Below are 16,487 nucleotides of genomic sequence, written 5' to 3' on the forward strand. Positions count from 1 at the left end.
GAGCCGACGCCGACCACCCCGGCGCCCGAGCCGACGCCGACCACCCCGGCGCCCGAACCTCAGACACGCCTCGCCAAGACCGGAGCAACCGCCAACGGGCTGCTCCTGATGATCGGCGCAATCATGGGCGGCGCGGGAGTTGGCCTGTTGGTCCTCCGCCTCCTCGAAGGTCCAGCTAACAAGAAGGAGACGGAGCTGTGAGGTTCGAGAACACGATCACCGTCGAGCTTAACCAGGTCGACGCTGCAATCGCAGCAGTCCTGCTCGCAGAGCACGCCGGCCGCGAAGCCCTCAAGGCACTGCTCGCAGACAAGACAGCAGAAGTCGGCGGAACCACCAACCGAGGACCACGGGCGCTCGCGGACTCGTACATCAAGGTCGGCAACGCCCTGACGCGCGCGATCGCGGATGAGAAGAGCAACCAGGGACTGCAGAGCGCCGGGACGCTCGTCCGCGGAACCACGCTGATGACCGACGCAATGCAGGCAGCAGATGAGGTCACGGCAGCGATCGGGGACGAATCATGAAGGTCGCTCAGGAAGATGCTCGCCGCCGCTGGGATCGCAATGCGTGACTGAGCGGTATCCCGTTGAGCGCGGTCACGGGAAGCCACCCGCCGCCTAGAAAAGCAAGGCGGCCAGGCCACAAGACCGCGTAGCCCGACCAGCAGACCCCCGGGTGCAAGTCCCGGGCGGGCACGACGCCCGCGTCACACGAGCGCGGGGCACGCCATCGAAAGGAACACTGATGACCGTCATCAACGAGCGCGAGGGCATGAGTAACGACGTCGACCGCGTCGAGGAGCTGCAGACGGCGATCACCGACGCAGCCGCGGAACTCGCCGACGCAGCCGCGGAAATCGCCGACAGATACGCCGGCAACGACGCCGAGGCGCTCGAGATTCAGGTCATGGTGGGAGACCCCGTTGACAAACTCGTCGCTATCGCGAAGCGCCGGTCTGCGCCGACATCAATCGCAGCAATCAGGGACAAACTCGACAATATGGGACGTGCTGTGAGCAGCGCAGACGCGCATGCGTGTGCGCAGGCGGTCAGCGCCTTCTACCAGTCTGCAGTGCCCGACATGGTGTACCTGCTCGACTGCACGTCGGCTCTGCGCGACGCGATCGCGGACGCAGCCGCGGACCTCACCGACATCGCGGATAGCCTGGCGCTGAGGTACGGCAAGCTCGAAATGGACAGGGGGATAATCCGGCGCTCGATCGCAGAAGCGGTCGATGCGCTCATCGACGCGGAGCGCGAGGCCGTGGAGCCTGCAGAGGAGAGCAAGAAATGATTGCTGTCCAGACAGTGCGCAGTGTCCCGGCGTGGCGGCGCTGCCCCGTCTGCCGAGGGGCCCTCGCACCACGGGGGGCGAACGCAGCCGTCACTATCGACGCCGAAACCGACGCATCGATTCAAGCCGTCACGCATAAAGCGTGCGTCGGCCTCATCGTTCAGTTCACCCGCGAGCGCGGGTACACGCCAGCTGAGCTCGCCGAGGTCGGCATCTGGGCAGAGGAGACGCGATGAGACTCCCAATCAGAATCCAGCGCCGCAGCGCTCGCGGGTGGAAGATGCCGGCTCACGCGGTATACGTGGGGCGAGGGAGCCTCTACGGCAATCCGTTTAGGGTCGCGCGGTCGCCGTTTGAGCTTAAATTTGGCGGCGCCCTTATCGTCGAGTCTCCTTCGGAGGCTGTCGAGAAGTACCGTGATTGGATCAGGCACACGGCAGAGGGGCGGTTCGTCGCCGGATGTGCGGCGCGGAACCTCTGGGGCCTCGATCTCGTGTGCTGGTGCCCAGCTGATCAGCCGTGTCACGCAGATGCCCTCTTGGAGATCGCAAACCCGCGCGGAGAGCGCGAGTTCGAGAACCCGTATTACCGCATGTGGGAACGAGAAGAGGCCGCAGGATGACGACTATCGGGAGTCTATTCACTGGCTACGGCGGTCTGGATATGGCCGCGTGCATGGCGCTCGATCCGGATGCACGGGTCGTTTGGACGAGTGATGTTGAGCCGGGGCCGTGCAGGCTTGCTGAGGTGCGCTGGCCTGGCGTGCCGAACCTTGGGGACATTACGCAGGTTGATTGGTCGGGCGTTGAGCCGGTCGACATCATATGCGGCGGGTCTCCCTGTCAGGACCTGAGCAGCGCTGGGCGCCGCGCGGGCATGGCCTCGGGGACGAGGTCGGGCCTCTGGGAGTCGATGTTCGAGGCGATCAAGGCGCTGAGACCGCGTCTGGTTGTGTGGGAAAACGTGAGAGGAGCGCTGACAAGTGGGGCGTTCAGTTTGGTGGAGTCAAAGCAGGGATTGCTGGGACGGAGCAGATGGACCTGTTCTCCGGGCGGCCGGCCGTGTGGTCGGAGACCTGGCCTCAATCGGGTATGACTCGCAATGGTGTATTGCGAGGGCTTCCGACGTCGGAGCCCCTCACCAGCGAGAGCGTTTGTTCCTTACTAGCCACCCCGCTGGCGAGCCTTGGCAGCTGCGGGGGCTCGCAGACGCCGGAGAAGCGGCGGGCCGGGGGGCACTCGGTGAGTCTCGCGGACCAGATAGAGCACCTCGCACGCTGATTCCGACGCCGGTCGCGCAGCCCTCGGGCAACTCTCCCGAAGCTCACCTGCGGAAGAAGCCGGGGCGCTCGCGGGTGACCGACTTAGCGATCATCGTTGAACACAACCTGCTGGCGACCGGAGGGCTATTGCCGACGCCGCAGGCAACGAATGCAACGGCGTCCTCTGCCGGCTACGGCGCGAACTTGCACGAGGTGGCAAGAGGTATGGAGGACGGCATTTTCGGCGTCTACGGGCAAGCGATTGCCCGGTGGGAGCGCGTTCTCGGCCGTCCGGCTCCGTCGCCCGACTGTACCGCCGACGCGCGAGGGGGGCGCTCGCGTCTCTCGACTCGCTTCGTCGAGTGGCTCATGGGATTGGAGGACGGCCACGTGAGCGGCGAGGACCTCGGGCTGACACGTGAGCAGCAGCTACGGCTCCTCGGGAATGGCGTCGTCCCACAACAGGGCGCAGCAGCTATCTACAAGCTCACCGCGATCGCCCTTAAGGAGGCGGCATGATGCTCGTGTGGGAGTCGCGGGTGATACGACTGCACAGGACTTCTCTAGTAACTGACAATGAGCGGGGATGCTGTTTGCCGCGTGAGGAACGGGTGCGGCGGCTGCGTCGCTGGGGCAGGCTCATCGCATTCGAAAACGGGAAAATTACGCGGCTCGGTTGTCGAGGCCGAGTTCGCGTCGAGGTCGAGTTCGCGTACCCGGATAGGCGTCGGCGTAACAGCAGCAACCTGGCGCCGTCGGCGTCAGCGATCGTAGATGGGCTGACCGAGGCTCGGCTGGTGGCAGATGGCCCAGACGACGTCGTCCTCGACGGTCCTCATGTTGTGGTTGCAGACCGCATAACCCAGGAAAAGCCGAACGGTCTTCTACCGATGTATGAGGTCCGCGTTCGCGTGTACACGGAGGAATCGAGAGAAGACGGAGGAAGTAATGGGCGGAGATACCGTCATCACAATCATCGGTAACCTGACCGCTGACCCCGAACTGCGTTGGACGCAGTCCGGTGCCGCGGTCGCCGATTTCACGGTGGCCTCCACCCCCCGAACCTACGACCGTAACGCCGGTGAGTGGCGCGACGGCGACACCCTCTTCATGCGCTGCTCCGTGTGGCGCGAGACCGCTGAGAACGTCGCCGAGTCGCTGCGTAAGGGCATGCGCGTCATCGTTCAGGGTCGCCTCACCCAGCGCTCGTACGACACCCAGCAGGGTGAACGTCGCACGGTCGTTGAGCTGCAGGTCGACGAGGTCGGCCCCTCCCTGCGTCGCGCACGGGCGCAGGTCACCCGAGTCCAGGCGCATGCCGCGAGCGCGCCGGGCTCTGGCGGTGCGGCGCGCATGCGGGCGGTGGCGTCGTGATCGAGAGGTATTGCCCGGACTGCGGCGAGGTCCTCGCTGCGGGGCACACGCGTTGTCGGCCGTGCTTCCTGCGGCGTGAGGCGGAGTACCAGCGGTACACGGAGCGTGCCTGGATGACGCGGAATTATCCGGGTTTCCGGCCCAGGTATCTGTTCCCGGAGGACGGTTGGGGTGAGCAAGAACAGCAAGCGAACGAGAAGAAGGAGGTGTGCTGATGGCGTGGGTAAAGATGGGCGACGACGCGGACATGTATCCGCGGCTGATGGAAGCAGCGTCACACCCGAAGGCGGACGCCCGCACTGTGAACGAGCTGTTCGGGTTCATCATGAGGTGTGCCGCGTACTCGGCGGCTCACCTGACTGACAGCGTCATCGAGATGGGTGTGGTCTACACGTATGCGGGTGGGAATCCTGACGTTCTGCAGATCGCGCTCGATACGGGCCTCATCGAGTGGGCGGACACTCCGAAAGGGAAGAAGCCGAAGCTTGTCGAAGACCCGGATTTCGTGCATATCCGATCGCGCGCCGACGTCGAGTGGAGCCGCCAACGTCAGCGCGACAACTCGGACCAGGCGCTGCGTCAGGCTGTGATCGCCCGCGACGGCGACCAGTGCCGCTGGTGCGGTGTCGAGGTGTATTGGCCTGGCAAGACATCTGCCCGCAAGGGGACGCTTGATCACTTAACGCCCGGGGAGGCTGGCACTGTGGACACGCTCGTCGTGGCGTGTACGCGGTGTAATTCGTCCCGAGCGGACGACCCTACAGGCTCGTGGGATCAGTCTCACGAGCTGCTGCCCGCGCCCGAGCGGCCCCGGTATGGGACGTTCACGCGCGGCATGCTCGAACGTGCGGGCATGCTGCGCGGCGCGGAGGCCGCGTCCTGCGCGGCAGCTGGTGGAGAGAGAGGTGAGCGTGCGAGCGCGCACGCGGCGGATGGCGACCCGGCCTCGGGCGCACCTACGACGGGTGTGACCTCGGGCTGTGCGGACGCCTCCGTGACTGTGAGCGCGCCTGGCGGCGCGACCGTGGGTATCCCGACCTGCGCGGATTCCGGTGAGTCTGATCAGCTCGCTGTCGAGTCCGGCATCGGTGACCCCGGCGCTGCCCGCACGGGCACCACACCCGAAACCGGCTACAAGCGAGAGCGCGGATTCATCCCGACTGGCGTCGGACTCGATTCGTCTGGGCCTCTGGACTCGTGTATCCCCGGGTACGGGTACGGGTACGGGTCGGGAGTCCGGGTAGGCAGTAGGGAACAGGAGACGGGCAGGGAGCAGGTCGGGCAGGCAACCGCCTTACCTGCTGCAGGCTCGAAGAAGCGAAAGCGAAGGAGAAGAAGCAGGAGATGACTCAGGAAGTATTGACCTCGGGGAGGTGCTCAGATGCTGAGGACTGGTGAGGTGTGCCCGGTGACGGGAGAGCCACTGATGCCGGGTGAGTATCTGTCGCGGGGCGGGGCAGCGCGTCTGAGGGTTGCGACTCAGTCCCTGCCGGGCCTCATGGCTGATCTGGCGTACATAGCGTCTCGGAAGTCGGTGCCGGAGGGTGGCGGGTCGACGGGGCATTCGGCCTCCTCGCCGCCGCTGCGTCTGGCGCTGATGCTTGAGGTCGATGAGATGGCCTCGGCATTGCAGACGTGGGGTGATGAGCTGATCCGTCTCGTCATGGGGCCGAGATACAGTGTGCCTGCCCGGGATTGGAGGATGGTCGCGCAGCTGTTCGCAGCGCACGAGGACCGCGTTCGACGGTGGCCGCTGGCGGCGCAGTGCGCCGACGAAGTCCTGTACTCGATCAAGCGCCTCGAGCGTCTCGCGGCCCCAGCCCACGCGCGGCTCATGTTCGTCGGCAAGTGCCCGCGCTGTGGCGCTGACCTGCTCGCGCGGGAGGGCGCCGACGAGGTGAAGTGTCGTGAGTGCTGGCAGAAGGTGGACTGCCGCACGGCCGTAGTCCTCATGATGGCCGAGGCGAAGCGACTTGAGCTGCCGCGTCCGCGCGCGACCAGGGTCGCCGAGCTGATCGTCGGCAAGCCGATCAAGGACGCGACCGTGCGGTCGTGGTGTCAGCGGCGGAAGCTGCGGCCGGTCTCGCCGGAGGTCGGGCACCGCACCTACAGGGTTGCCGACATCGTCGCACTCGCGTCCTGACAGGAGCCTCCCCCGGGGCAGTGCTGCGAGTACCCGGGGGTGGTTCCATGCCCGGAGGGGCTTTGCGACCACCCCCGGGGGTGCTTGCAAACACCCCTGGGGGGGTGTTCTGTACCAGGGGGGCGTCCGAAACCACCCCCGGGGGGTGGTGTGAAACGCCCAGGGGGCCGGTCTTGCGAAGCTAGTGCAACGGTGTATATTTCTAGTGTGGCCTTCCGCGTAAGTGGGGGGCCATTCGAGTTTGCGGCGAGGGGGTGGCGCGCATGGTGTCCTCCCGGACGGGCACGAGCCAGTACAAGCACTGGCGCACGCGAGTGCTCGCGGCCGGCCGCGCAGCTGGCATCACGCACTGTCCGTCCTGCGGTGTCGTGCTCGATTACGTGCGCACGTTGACGCCGGCGTCGGCGGAGCCTGATCACATCCTTCCTCATCGTTGGGGCGGGAAGAACGTTCTCGAGAACGGTCGAGTGCTGTGTCGTCGCTGTAATCAGTCGCGCGGTGATCGCGTGAGTGTTCCGAAGCGGGTCGTTCGGCCTGCTTCGGTTGACGTTGATTGGTGAAGCCGTCCTGTTTGTGGCGTAATTTCAACGCAAATAGGGGCACCTCCCCCTCCCTCCCCGGGCGCTCACTCCCACAGCGGTATAGCGCCATACCCCCCCGCTTTCAGGCGGGACGGGCTGGAAAAACGCTGACCGGCTGTGTTCGTTTGACACGCGCCCGCTGGGGGTGTCTGGTGGGGGTCTGGCGCTCGCGGTAGGCGTTTTTCGTTGGTTTTTGGCGTTTTCGGGGGGGGGTGGTTGGGGTGGCGAAGAAGAAGACCAGCACAAAGAAAGCGGATGCGTTCGATGAGCTGGACGCCAGGAAGAAGTTGCTCGATCTGACCCTGGCGTCCCTCGAGTACGCCGAGTTCGACAAGCGCGCGCCCCTGATCCGTGAGGCTCGCGCGCTGATTTCCGAGATTTCAGGGACCTCGGGTGCCGCTGTTCCCGAGTCGGTGAAGGGAGAGGGGGGCCAGGTTGTCGACTTCCAGAAGCGATTGGCGAAGCATCGAGCAGGCTCCCAGGCTAAGGGTCGCCGTTGAGCGCCGCGCCAAGTCCTTCGGGGAACTGGCAGGAGAATTCGCCTCGACCTTCGGGCTGATACCCGACGCGTGGCAGCAGCTCGTCCTTGACGACTGGCTCGCAGCCTCAGCGAAAGACGAGTGGAAGCACCCCGTCGCCGGCCTATCCGTCCCCCGCCAGAACGGCAAGAACGCGCTGCTCGAAATGCGTGAGCTCTTCGGCATGGTCCTGCTCGGCGAAACGGTGATTCACTCGGCGCACGAGGTCAAGTCAGCTCAGGCGCACTACCGCAGGTTCAAGGAGTTTTTCGGGAAGAAGGCCGATGACGAGGCCGCTCGATACCCTGAGCTCAACGCGATGGTCGAGCAGGTCCGCAACGTCAACGGGCAGGAAGCGATCATTCTCAAGAACGATCCGTCGCGCGGCTGGCACGGCGGATCGCTTCGCGTGATCGCTCGCTCGAAGTCCTCGGGCCGTGGCTTCACCGCTGACCTGATCGTCCTCGACGAGGCGCAGGAACTAACCGAGGACGCGCTCGAAGCGATCACCTCGACCGGCTCGGCCGGTCACCTCGGCAACTCGCAGGTTCTGTACACGGGCACGCCGCCCGGGCCGAACGCCAACGGCCAGGTGTTCGAGCGTATCCGCGATCAGGCGCTGTCTGAGCATCCCGGCGCGATGTGCTGGCATGAATGGTCGGCCGACCCGGACAAGCCGCTGCGCATGGACGACGTCAAGACCTGGGAAGCCACGAACCCCGCGCTGCTGGCGGGCAGGATGAAGCGTGCATTTATCGAGCTTGAGCGCAAGACGCTCTCGGATGAGGGATTCGCGCGCGAGCGCCTCGGGATGTGGCCGGCGAACGCTGGCGCATCTCGGGCGATCGACCCGACCACCTGGGATGCCACCACGGCAGACGCGCCGGCAGACGGTATCCGGTCCTTCGCCGTTGCTTTCAGCGCGGACGGCAAGCGGCAGGCGCTCGCGGGCGCGCTGAAAACCGGCGCCGGCCCCGACGTGCGCTTCCACGTCAACGCAATCGACACGTTCACCGGATCGACGGGCGACGGCGTGAAGGCCGTCGCCGACTGGCTCGCCGCCCGCAAAGACCGGACCGCGCAAATCAACCTCGTCGGCGGCTCCGGCGCGTCGGCGCTCGCGGACGCTCTGCAGGTCCGCGGCGTGCCCGCTCGGATCGTGCACATCATGACGACCAGGGAGTACCTGGAGTCGTGCTCGCTGTTCTTCGAGGGCCTGCGCGACGGGCGCATCACGCACCCGGCCGGTGACCCGGAGGATGCGCTTAACTCGGCGGTGGCCGTGTGCGATAGGAAGATTCGCGCCCGCGACGGCGCGTGGGGGTGGGAAGCCAGTATCCCCGATGGAGATGAGACTCCGCTGGAGGCCGTGAGCGCGGCTGTTCTGGCGGCTAAGACGACCCGGCGCCGGCCGGGCAAGAAAGCGAGGGCCCTGTGAGCGCCAAAAAGTTCATGCTCGCGACCCCGGTGATGTTCTCTGCTCCGGCCGTGCCGGGGCTGACACCCGCAGAGCAGACGGCGCTCGCGCAGCTCGTCGAGCTCTGGCGAACCAAGCAGCCCAGAAACCGGCTGCGGCAGGCGTACCTCGACGGCGTCGTCCGCCCCGACAACCTCGACATCTCCGTCCCTGACGAGATGGTCGACCAGCTCGGCGCGGTCATCGGATGGCCCCGCAAGGTCGTTTTCGGCCTGTCGGACCTGCTGATCTGGGACGGAGTCACCTCATCGACGGGCAGCGATAATCCCTTCGAGATCGATGACCTGCTCGCGGAAACCGGCTTCGAGCTGGAAATCGCGCAGACCATCCCCTCATCTCTCACGCACTCGGTCGCTTTCCTGACGCTGCGCAAAGGCGTCGAGGCGGCAGGAGAGCCGACAGTGATCATTCAGGGCCACTCGGCGGACTGGGCTGCGGGCCTCTGGGACCGCGTGCGACGTCGCCTGTCCTACGGCCTGACGATCGACGACATCGACGATGGCGGACGGCCGACACGCTTCACCCTGTACACGGTCGACTCGACGTATGTCGTCGAGCTGAATGCAGCGTCGGCCTGGCGGATCGTCCACGCCGAGCTGCACGGCTTGGGCGCGCCCATGATGGAGGCCCTGCCCTTCGAGCCCTCGCTCGACCGTCCGCTCGGGCGCTCGCGTATCTCCCGCGACGTCATGAGCATCACCCAGCGCGCGATGCGCACGGTGCTGCGTGAAGAGCTAGCGACGGAGCTTTTCACAGCACCGGGCATCCTACTGTCGGGCGTTGACCCTGATTTGATCAGTGATCTGCGTTCCTGGGACTGGAAGCTCGGCACAATCAAGACGATCTCGTCCGGTGAAGAGCCGGACGGGCCGAAGGTCACGGTACTCCCCCAGCAGTCCTCACAGCCGTTCACGGAGCAGATGCGTGCGCTCGCGACCGAGCTGTCGGGCGTGTCGTCGCTGCCGGTCTCGTCGCTCGGCGTCATTCAGGACAATCCGTCCTCGGCGGAGGCTCTGTATGCGGCGAAGGAAGAGCTAGTCATCAAGGCAAAGAACGCGCAGCGCGTGTTCGACGCGGCCCTGACTCGCGTTTATGCGCACGCGGTGATGATGCGTGACGGGCTTGATGAGATGACGCCGGAGCTGCGGTCTCTGGCGACGCGCTGGGGCGACCCCGCGCACCCGTCGATTGTCTCCCAGTCTGACGCGATCGTGAAGCAAATCAGCGCGCTGCCGTGGCTTGCTGAGTCCCCGGTCGTCCTCGAAGAGCTCGGCTATTCGGGCTCGCAGATCGCGCGCCTGATGTCGGACAAGCGCCGCGCGGAAGCGTCCGGTCTCCTTGATCGACTGTCCGCGGCTGATGCCGATGCCGCAGACGCGCCTGCTGCGACCGAAGAGAAGTAGAGATCGTGAGGAGGCGGCGTGCATATCCACGACGTGCAGCAGCTCGCGCGGACGCAGAACCGCGCGGGCGATGTTGCTGAGCGCCGGATGCGGGCGCTGTGGAAGCGCCTGCCTATCGATGATCTCGGGACGCTTGAGGACGCTCTGTATCAGCTGTATCCGCGCCTCGTTGAGGAATCAGCTGAGGTCGCGTCGTCGGCGGCGCTCGAGTGGTACGAGAAGCAGCGCGAGGCCGAGGGCGTCGCGAAGGCGTACTCCCCCGTGATGCCGGCCGGTCTCGTCGATGAGAACGAAGCGGCGAAGATCGTCGGGGCGGCGATCCGGGATCTGCGCGAGGGTACAGGACGAGCGAGAGTGCTCGCGAGGCTCACTGACGGCGCCCGCAAGCTGATCTCTGACGCCGGCCGCGCGACCACGCAGCACGCGGCCGAGCGTGATCCGAACAAGCCCCGATACGCTCGAGTGCCGACCGGAGCGGAGACGTGCGCCTGGTGCATGCTCTGGGCCTCTCGGGGTTTCGTCTATAAGAGCGAGGAAACCGCGCAGTTCAAGCGCTCACACTTCAAGTGCGACTGCCAGATCGTCCCGTCATGGTCGAAGAAGCCCCGCATCAAGGGCTACGATCACACACAGTACGAACGAATGTACCAGCAGGCGGTCGATGACCTCGCTGATGAAGGCACGCGCACAGACGACATCAAGAAGATCACCGCGCGTATGCGAGAGCTGTTCCCAGACCAGCTCACAGACGGGCGCACTCCAAAACGGGTCTCCAACGACGGCACTCTTCAACGTCATGTGATCGACCAGGACCGGGTCAGTGCCCGCACGGTTCGTCGGGAGCGTGGGTTCACACCGGGATCCGCGCACAGAATCCCGCCTCGGGAGATGACACAAGCGCCAAAGTCGTGGCCAGAGGAATTTCCCCCGCTTCGTGCGAGGGAGTGGCGTCACACCCTTTATGGGTTCGAAGGCTCAGGAGGACACCTGGCGGGCTATGGGTGGAGATTCGGGAGAACCGAATTTCCGCCGGATTGGACTGCAGACGACATCGTGCAGGCGGGCGCTCAATTGCTGCGAGAGAAGGGCGTCCTAGAGGACGTCGACCTCGCGTCTGCCACTGGTCAAGTCAATGGGGTAGAGATTCGCGTCGCATATAGAAATGATGCGAAGGGACGTCGCATAAAAACTATCACTCCACTTGGAAAGCGTCTATAATGCGCATATGGAGGTTAACGCCGTAGAGCAGTTTGTACGTGACGCTATCACAGAGCTTGACGCACTGGGTGCCCGTACCGAGGTGGATTTTCTGCGCATGATGCTTGAATGCGACGGCCCCGACGTCGACGGCGCAGTCTCATCGCTCGTCAAATACGGAGCCGTCACGGCCACATGGATTGAGCGGCTCGCAGCGATCAACGAGAAAGCAGCGGGGTTCTTTGATGAAGAACTCGCAGAACTACGCGAGGGCATCTCCACCACCGAGGCCCCAGCAGCTTAACCCAACACCATCACCAATCTCCCCCGTACCGAACGCGGTGCGGGGTTTTGTTATGCCCAATTCCGCAAAGGCATCGGGAACCACGCTCTCCGCAAAGGAAGGTAAACCAATGGAAAACACCACCGATCAGGAGGCCACGGACGGCGCGCAGGCACCGACCGAAACCTCCCCCGCCGCCGCTGATGCGGCCGTCCAGGACACCGCGCCCGCCGACACCGCAGAGACCTCGCAGGAGGCCAAGCAGGACGACGCGGCCGAGGACTGGAAGGCCCACGCCCGCACGTGGGAGCGCCGCGCGAAGGCTGACCACAAGCAGCTCGAAGCGCTCACGGAAGCGATCAACGGCAAGGACACCACCATCGAGGAACTGCGCTCTCAGGTCGCAGCCCTCGAAGCGCAGGCGCACCGAGCAAAGCTGATCGCCGCCGCCGCCTCCGAGTACGGCGTCCCCGCCGACCTCATCCACGGCGACACAGAGGACGAGATTAAGCAGATCGCGCAGCGACTCGCCGACTGGCGAGGCACCACGGCCACCCCGGCCGTGCCCGCGCTCGCGGATTCGGGTGCTGGTGTTTTCCCGCCTCGCGCGTCGTCTCTGTCTCTTGATGAGCAGATTGCGGCGGCTCAGAGCGCTGGCGATTTCAAGCTGTCGGCGCGTCTCAAGGCGGTCAAGCTCGCGGGCCTGACCACCGACAACACCAACTGACATTCATTCCCCTTCTCTTGACAGGAGATTCCGTATGCCCGGTATTACCGAGATGGCAACCACGTACAATTGTCCGAATTACGTCGGCGAGATGATCGCCGCGTCCCCGGAGGACACGCCGCTGCTGTCCTCGATTGGTGGTCTGACTGGCGGCGAATCCGTCGAGTCGACGACTTTCGGCTGGCAGGTCACGGACCTGCGTGACGCCGCCGACAATCGTCAGCGCGTCGAGGGCGCGGACGCGACGGCTTTCGAGACCCGTACTCGCACCAACGTTGAGAACGTCCTGGAAATCCACCAGGAAGCTGTGTCTGTTTCGTACACGAAGATGGGCGCACGTCGCCAGTACGGCCCGTCCGGCACGGCTGTGCAGCTGGGTTCGACCACGCTGCCCGCTGACGAGCTCGCCGAGCAGCTGCAGGCGCAGATCAAGCAGATTGCCCGTGACGTCGAAAAGACGTTCATCACCGGAATGTTCGCGAAGCCGACCACGAACGCGCAGCCGCGTAAGACTCGTGGCCTGCTGCAGGCCATCACGACCAACGTCGCGACGACCACGCACAAGGCCAGCGAGCTGACCGCAGACGACGTCCTCGACCTGATTCAGAAGGTCTGGGACGGCGGCGGCGTCCAGGAGACCGAGACCCGCACGATCATCGTCAACTCGACGCTCAAGCGTGCCCTCACCCGTCTGTTCGTCAAGGACGGCTTCAAGCAGGAAGATCGCAACGTCGGCGGCGTCAACCTCAAGATGCTGGAGACTGACTTCGGGTCTTTCAACATCATGCTCAATCGCTACATGCCTGCGACGAAGCTCGCGGTCGTCTCCCTCGAGCAGCTCGCGCCAGCGTTCCTCGAGGTGCCCGGAAAGGGACACTTCTTCGCGGAGCCCCTCGCCAAGACCGGCTCGTCCGAGAAGGTCCAGCTGTACGGCGAGATCGGCCTCAAGTACGGTAACGAGAAGGCGCACGGCGTCCTGACGGTGGCGGCAGGCTGATCAGCATGGCAAAGAAGAAGATCAACATGGTAACGCTGCGCTGCGACGCGATTCCGACCCTGCTCATCACCAGCCCGCACGTGCAGTTCGAGGGCGGCATCGCGACCGTCCCGGCCGCTGACGCCGAGATCATCCTCGACGTCCTCGGCGACGACTTCGGCATCACCGGCGCGGCCGGTGACCCGCAGCCCGATCCGGCGCCCGAGGCGCCCGCTGACGCGGAGGACGCTCCCACCGACTAGCAGCTAGGAGGCTGAGCATGGCACCAGCAGCCGACCCGCTCGAAGTCACAATGGGAGCCTTCCGTATCCGCTACGGCGCCTCCGAGGAATCCCAAGTCGGCCAGCAAGCAGTTGAAGCGGCCCTCCCCCGAGCGGTGCGCATCGTCCGCGACGAGCTCGCCGCAGACGGGATCGACCTCGCATCCGCGCTCGCGGACGGGTCGATCCGGCGTGACTCGTATGAGGATGTTGTGTGTGACATGGTGCGGTATGCGATCCGTCAGCAGGCGGATGGCTTCGCATACGGGGCGACGCAGTCGACGGTCACGGGTGGCCCGTATTCTCAGTCCTCGACGTTTAGCGCGCCGGTGGGGTCGATGAGCTTCACGCGTGTGCACAGGCGTCGGCTCGGGATTCGTCTGACTCGATTCGCGTCGGTGCGGACGATTGGGGTGCGCTCATGATCTTCGGAGAGCGCATCAGCCTGCGGGTCAGGCGGTCGGGCTCCGTCGACGAGTTCGGCAATGAGCGGGCCGAATACGGCAGTGCGCAGACGCTGAATAACGTATTGGTCGCTCCGTCCTCGTCGCAGGATTTGGGGGCGGAGCGACCAGACGGCGACGCGACGGTCATGACTTTCCATTTCCCTAAGACCTATGTCGGGAGCGTGAAAGGCTGTCTGATCGGCTGGCGAGGGCGATGGTGGGAAGTGATCGGCAACCCGCAGCCATATTCCAAGGATTCGACGCCTGGTGTGTGGAATCGGCCTGTGCAGGCAAGGCTGGTGGAGGGGTGACGGCTGTGAGGATCAAGATCGAAAATGACGCCCTCCGGGCTTTGTCAACGCCGATGATTGAGTCCGCTGCAGAGCGGATCGCGACGGCGGCGGGCAAAGGCTTCGAGGCGTCTGTGCAGCAGGGCAAGACGAGGCCGCACGGCGTCGTCAAGGCTGCGACGTTCAAGGCACGCCGCGACAATGCCAGGCATAACACGCTCTTGAAGGCGCTGAATGCGGGGCGTGTATGACGTCGTCGACCGCCGCGCTGATCGCCTACTTGAAGCGGAAGTTTCCGGGCGTGCCGGTGTCGAACCGGGTGCCGAAGGATCGACCCAAGAAGTTCATCACGGTCGACCGCACGGGAGGGCAGCGCACGCACCTGTGGGACTCCCCGATGTTCGCAGTCCAAACCTGGGCGCCGACCGAGGTTGAAGCGTCTGCGCTTGCTGATGAGGTCGCTGACGCGGTCCTCGCCTGGCAGCTCGACCCAATCGTCGCGTACTCCGACGTTCGTTCGGTGTATGCCTTCCCGGACCCGGATGCCCGGGTTCCGCGTTTTCAACTGACGGTGAGCGCCTCCCTGGCGCTCACCTGAATCTTTACTCTTGACAGGAGATTCATATGGCAGATCATAATTCTGCGCTTGTTACTGCGGCTAAGCCGCAGAAGGGCGGAGCGTTTTTCGCCGCTCCGCTGGGCACACCGCTCCCCGCTGATGCGACGACCGCGCTCAACACTGCGTTCGTGAAGCTGGGCTACCTCTCGGAGGATGGCTTCGAGAATCCCATCGAGACCGAGTCCAGCGACATGAAGGCGTTTGGTGGCGACGTCGTCCTCACGCAGCAGACCGGGTACAAGGAGACGTTCAAGACGAAGCTCCTGCAGGCGCTCGATCCTGACGTCCTGCGTGAGGTGTTCGGGCAGGAGAACGTGACGCAGCAGGGCGGCACGGACAAGCCGATCAGCGTGCGTCATAACTCCAAGATTCTGCCCCGACGCGTGTTCGTGTTCGAGGTGCTCCTCACGGGTGGCCTCGTCAAGCGGATCGTGATCCCCGAGGGCCAGATCACCGAGCGCGGCTCCACCGTGTACAAGGACGGCGAGGCTGTGGGGTACGAGGTGACGATCGCCGCGTATCCGTCCGCGAAGGTCGAGGGCGACTGCGCCCGCGAGTACATCGCGAAGGCCAGCGCGCTGCCTGCCTGATCGGCGGCACACATTCGTGGAAGAGGGGCGGAGCCCGCCTGACCACATTCCCGGGGCGCAGGCGGGGTCGCGCCCCGCCCCTCTTCCATCCCACCCCATGTAGGCGCGACACATATTCACAGACTTAGAAAGGTTGAGCGCGATGACTTTTTACAACCAGATGGTGCCCGGCAACCGCGATGACGTTGAGATCGAGTGGCACGGTGGCCCTCGCGAGCAGGGCGGATACGCTACTGCTCGTCCGGCTGGCGGGTCGATTGAGGCCGTGAACGAGGCTCGCGGACGATACGAGCAGGCATGCGGGGCAGGCGACATCAACATGTCGGCCCCCGTGCCGCAGGAGCAGCATGAGGCTCCTCACGGCCCGGTCGACACCGTTCCGCTGAGTATGCGCACGATCACGGTCGCGGACGTGCCGCTCACGGTTGACCCGACGATTTTCGATGACTTCGAGCTGCTCGAGTCGCTCGCGGAGATTCAGCGCGGCGACATCCTCGCACTGCCGACAGTTTTCCGCGCGGTCGCGGGCGAGCAGGCGAATGCGCTGCTCAACAGCATCCGGGATGGGCGAGGCCGCGTCACGGCGACAGCCGCGACTGAGGTGCTCGTGCAGATCATGAGCGAGCTGGCCCCAAAAGCCTGACCCTCGCCGCGATCCTGACGCGCGCGCCCGATGAGCTGGAGGCCGACTTCATCCGGTTCTTCGGGCGCGCCCCGCGCCAGATGCCAGCACGGCAGGCCGCGCGCCTCGCGTCCGTCGTCATCAAGCAGACGGAGTCCTGGACGCTGCGCGCCATCGACCAAGAGTGGCAGTGGAGGTCGCTCGACACGCATCTCGCTGCGATTCAGGCAGACTCGCTGCGCTGGCTCCAGTGGGCAAAGACCACGAACGCGCAGAAGGGGCGGGGCATGCCGCCGCCGATCCCGCGCCCGGGCACGCGCGTCGAGATCGAGACCATGCCCGACACGGACTGGATCGACCAGCAGCTAGGCGCCGCCCGAGTGGCAGTTGACAACTAGATAAG

25 protein-coding genes and 2 pseudogenes are annotated in these 16,487 nt (G+C 65.1%); all 27 read left to right on the forward strand.

The features are described 5' to 3' along the window. The coding region (locus RYL44_RS05555) for an LPXTG cell wall anchor domain-containing protein (RefSeq protein WP_314975335.1) at positions 1 to 201 on the forward strand (201 nt) is incomplete at its 5' end. Then, complete coding sequence (locus tag RYL44_RS05560) at positions 198 to 527, forward strand: hypothetical protein (protein ID WP_314975336.1); 330 nt, start codon at positions 198 to 200, stop codon at positions 525 to 527. The genes RYL44_RS05555 and RYL44_RS05560, both read left to right, overlap by 4 nt. A gap of 220 nt (positions 528 to 747) precedes the next feature. Next, positions 748 to 1,296 carry a hypothetical protein gene (locus tag RYL44_RS05565; protein ID WP_314975337.1) on the forward strand — a complete coding sequence of 183 codons (549 nt, stop codon included), beginning with the start codon at positions 748 to 750 and terminating at the stop codon, positions 1,294 to 1,296. Then, complete coding sequence (locus tag RYL44_RS05570; protein WP_314975338.1) at positions 1,293 to 1,532, forward strand: hypothetical protein; 240 nt, start codon at positions 1,293 to 1,295, stop codon at positions 1,530 to 1,532. Before RYL44_RS05565 ends, RYL44_RS05570 begins: the two co-directional genes overlap by 4 nt. Then, complete coding sequence (locus RYL44_RS05575) at positions 1,529 to 1,918, forward strand: DUF4326 domain-containing protein (RefSeq protein WP_314975339.1); 390 nt, start codon at positions 1,529 to 1,531, stop codon at positions 1,916 to 1,918. Before RYL44_RS05570 ends, RYL44_RS05575 begins: the two co-directional genes overlap by 4 nt. Beyond that, positions 1,915 to 2,391, forward strand: coding sequence for a DNA cytosine methyltransferase (locus RYL44_RS10200; RefSeq protein WP_390883796.1), 477 nt, complete (start codon positions 1,915 to 1,917; stop codon positions 2,389 to 2,391). Before RYL44_RS05575 ends, RYL44_RS10200 begins: the two co-directional genes overlap by 4 nt. After that, a pseudogene (locus RYL44_RS10205) lies at positions 2,360 to 2,476 on the forward strand (DNA cytosine methyltransferase); the annotation flags it as partial. The gene RYL44_RS10200 and the pseudogene RYL44_RS10205, both read left to right, overlap by 32 nt. Before the next feature lie 174 nt (positions 2,477 to 2,650). After that, on the forward strand, positions 2,651 to 3,076 hold the full coding sequence (locus tag RYL44_RS05580) for a hypothetical protein (RefSeq protein ID WP_314975340.1): 426 nt from the start codon (positions 2,651 to 2,653) through the stop codon (positions 3,074 to 3,076). 429 nt (positions 3,077 to 3,505) lie between these two features. Next, positions 3,506 to 3,901: pseudogene (locus RYL44_RS05585) on the forward strand (single-stranded DNA-binding protein); the annotation flags it as partial. Positions 3,902 to 4,145: 244 nt separating this feature from the next. Next, a complete protein-coding gene (locus RYL44_RS05590) occupies positions 4,146 to 5,279 on the forward strand; it encodes an HNH endonuclease (protein ID WP_314975342.1) in 1,134 nt (377 codons plus the stop codon). 60 nt (positions 5,280 to 5,339) lie between these two features. Further along, positions 5,340 to 6,074: a hypothetical protein gene (locus RYL44_RS05595; RefSeq protein WP_314975343.1), complete on the forward strand. Its 735-nt coding sequence runs from the start codon at positions 5,340 to 5,342 to the stop codon at positions 6,072 to 6,074. A gap of 263 nt (positions 6,075 to 6,337) precedes the next feature. After that, positions 6,338 to 6,634: an HNH endonuclease gene (locus tag RYL44_RS10210; RefSeq protein WP_390883797.1), complete on the forward strand. Its 297-nt coding sequence runs from the start codon at positions 6,338 to 6,340 to the stop codon at positions 6,632 to 6,634. A gap of 242 nt (positions 6,635 to 6,876) precedes the next feature. Further along, a complete protein-coding gene (locus RYL44_RS05600) occupies positions 6,877 to 7,155 on the forward strand; it encodes a hypothetical protein (RefSeq protein ID WP_314975344.1) in 279 nt (92 codons plus the stop codon). After that, on the forward strand, positions 7,091 to 8,611 hold the full coding sequence (locus RYL44_RS05605) for a hypothetical protein (RefSeq protein ID WP_314975345.1): 1,521 nt from the start codon (positions 7,091 to 7,093) through the stop codon (positions 8,609 to 8,611). Before RYL44_RS05600 ends, RYL44_RS05605 begins: the two co-directional genes overlap by 65 nt. Continuing rightward, entirely contained in the window at positions 8,608 to 10,053 is a 1,446-nt protein-coding gene (locus tag RYL44_RS05610) for a phage portal protein (RefSeq protein ID WP_314975346.1), read from the forward strand. The genes RYL44_RS05605 and RYL44_RS05610 overlap by 4 nt, the downstream gene beginning before the upstream one ends. A gap of 18 nt (positions 10,054 to 10,071) precedes the next feature. Further along, positions 10,072 to 11,271, forward strand: coding sequence for a VG15 protein (locus RYL44_RS05615; RefSeq protein WP_314975347.1), 1,200 nt, complete (start codon positions 10,072 to 10,074; stop codon positions 11,269 to 11,271). A 7-nt stretch (positions 11,272 to 11,278) separates the two neighbouring features. Further along, positions 11,279 to 11,554, forward strand: coding sequence for a hypothetical protein (locus RYL44_RS05620; RefSeq protein ID WP_314975348.1), 276 nt, complete (start codon positions 11,279 to 11,281; stop codon positions 11,552 to 11,554). Between the two features lie 109 nt (positions 11,555 to 11,663). Beyond that, positions 11,664 to 12,260 carry a hypothetical protein gene (locus RYL44_RS05625; protein WP_314975349.1) on the forward strand — a complete coding sequence of 199 codons (597 nt, stop codon included), beginning with the start codon at positions 11,664 to 11,666 and terminating at the stop codon, positions 12,258 to 12,260. Positions 12,261 to 12,294: 34 nt separating this feature from the next. Further along, positions 12,295 to 13,257: an SU10 major capsid protein gene (locus RYL44_RS05630; protein WP_314975350.1), complete on the forward strand. Its 963-nt coding sequence runs from the start codon at positions 12,295 to 12,297 to the stop codon at positions 13,255 to 13,257. Between the two features lie 5 nt (positions 13,258 to 13,262). Beyond that, a complete protein-coding gene (locus tag RYL44_RS05635) occupies positions 13,263 to 13,499 on the forward strand; it encodes a hypothetical protein (protein WP_314975351.1) in 237 nt (78 codons plus the stop codon). 17 nt (positions 13,500 to 13,516) lie between these two features. Beyond that, positions 13,517 to 13,942, forward strand: a complete 426-nt coding sequence (locus RYL44_RS05640; protein ID WP_314975352.1) for a Gp19/Gp15/Gp42 family protein — start codon at positions 13,517 to 13,519, stop codon at positions 13,940 to 13,942. Continuing rightward, on the forward strand, positions 13,939 to 14,274 hold the full coding sequence (locus RYL44_RS05645; RefSeq protein ID WP_314975353.1) for a hypothetical protein: 336 nt from the start codon (positions 13,939 to 13,941) through the stop codon (positions 14,272 to 14,274). Before RYL44_RS05640 ends, RYL44_RS05645 begins: the two co-directional genes overlap by 4 nt. 5 nt (positions 14,275 to 14,279) lie before the next feature. Beyond that, complete coding sequence (locus RYL44_RS05650) at positions 14,280 to 14,504, forward strand: hypothetical protein (RefSeq protein ID WP_314975354.1); 225 nt, start codon at positions 14,280 to 14,282, stop codon at positions 14,502 to 14,504. Further along, positions 14,501 to 14,851, forward strand: coding sequence for a hypothetical protein (locus tag RYL44_RS05655; protein WP_314975355.1), 351 nt, complete (start codon positions 14,501 to 14,503; stop codon positions 14,849 to 14,851). The genes RYL44_RS05650 and RYL44_RS05655 overlap by 4 nt, the downstream gene beginning before the upstream one ends. Positions 14,852 to 14,877: 26 nt before the next feature. Then, entirely contained in the window at positions 14,878 to 15,462 is a 585-nt protein-coding gene (locus RYL44_RS05660) for a phage tail tube protein (protein ID WP_314975356.1), read from the forward strand. 142 nt (positions 15,463 to 15,604) lie between these two features. After that, positions 15,605 to 16,105, forward strand: coding sequence for a hypothetical protein (locus tag RYL44_RS05665; RefSeq protein ID WP_314975357.1), 501 nt, complete (start codon positions 15,605 to 15,607; stop codon positions 16,103 to 16,105). Between the two features lie 80 nt (positions 16,106 to 16,185). Beyond that, complete coding sequence (locus RYL44_RS05670; protein ID WP_314975358.1) at positions 16,186 to 16,482, forward strand: DUF5361 domain-containing protein; 297 nt, start codon at positions 16,186 to 16,188, stop codon at positions 16,480 to 16,482. Positions 16,483 to 16,487: the final 5 nt, after the last annotated feature.

The organism is Actinomyces bouchesdurhonensis (genome assembly GCF_963540955.1).
Classification (GTDB): Bacteria; Actinomycetota; Actinomycetes; order Actinomycetales; family Actinomycetaceae; genus Pauljensenia; species Pauljensenia bouchesdurhonensis.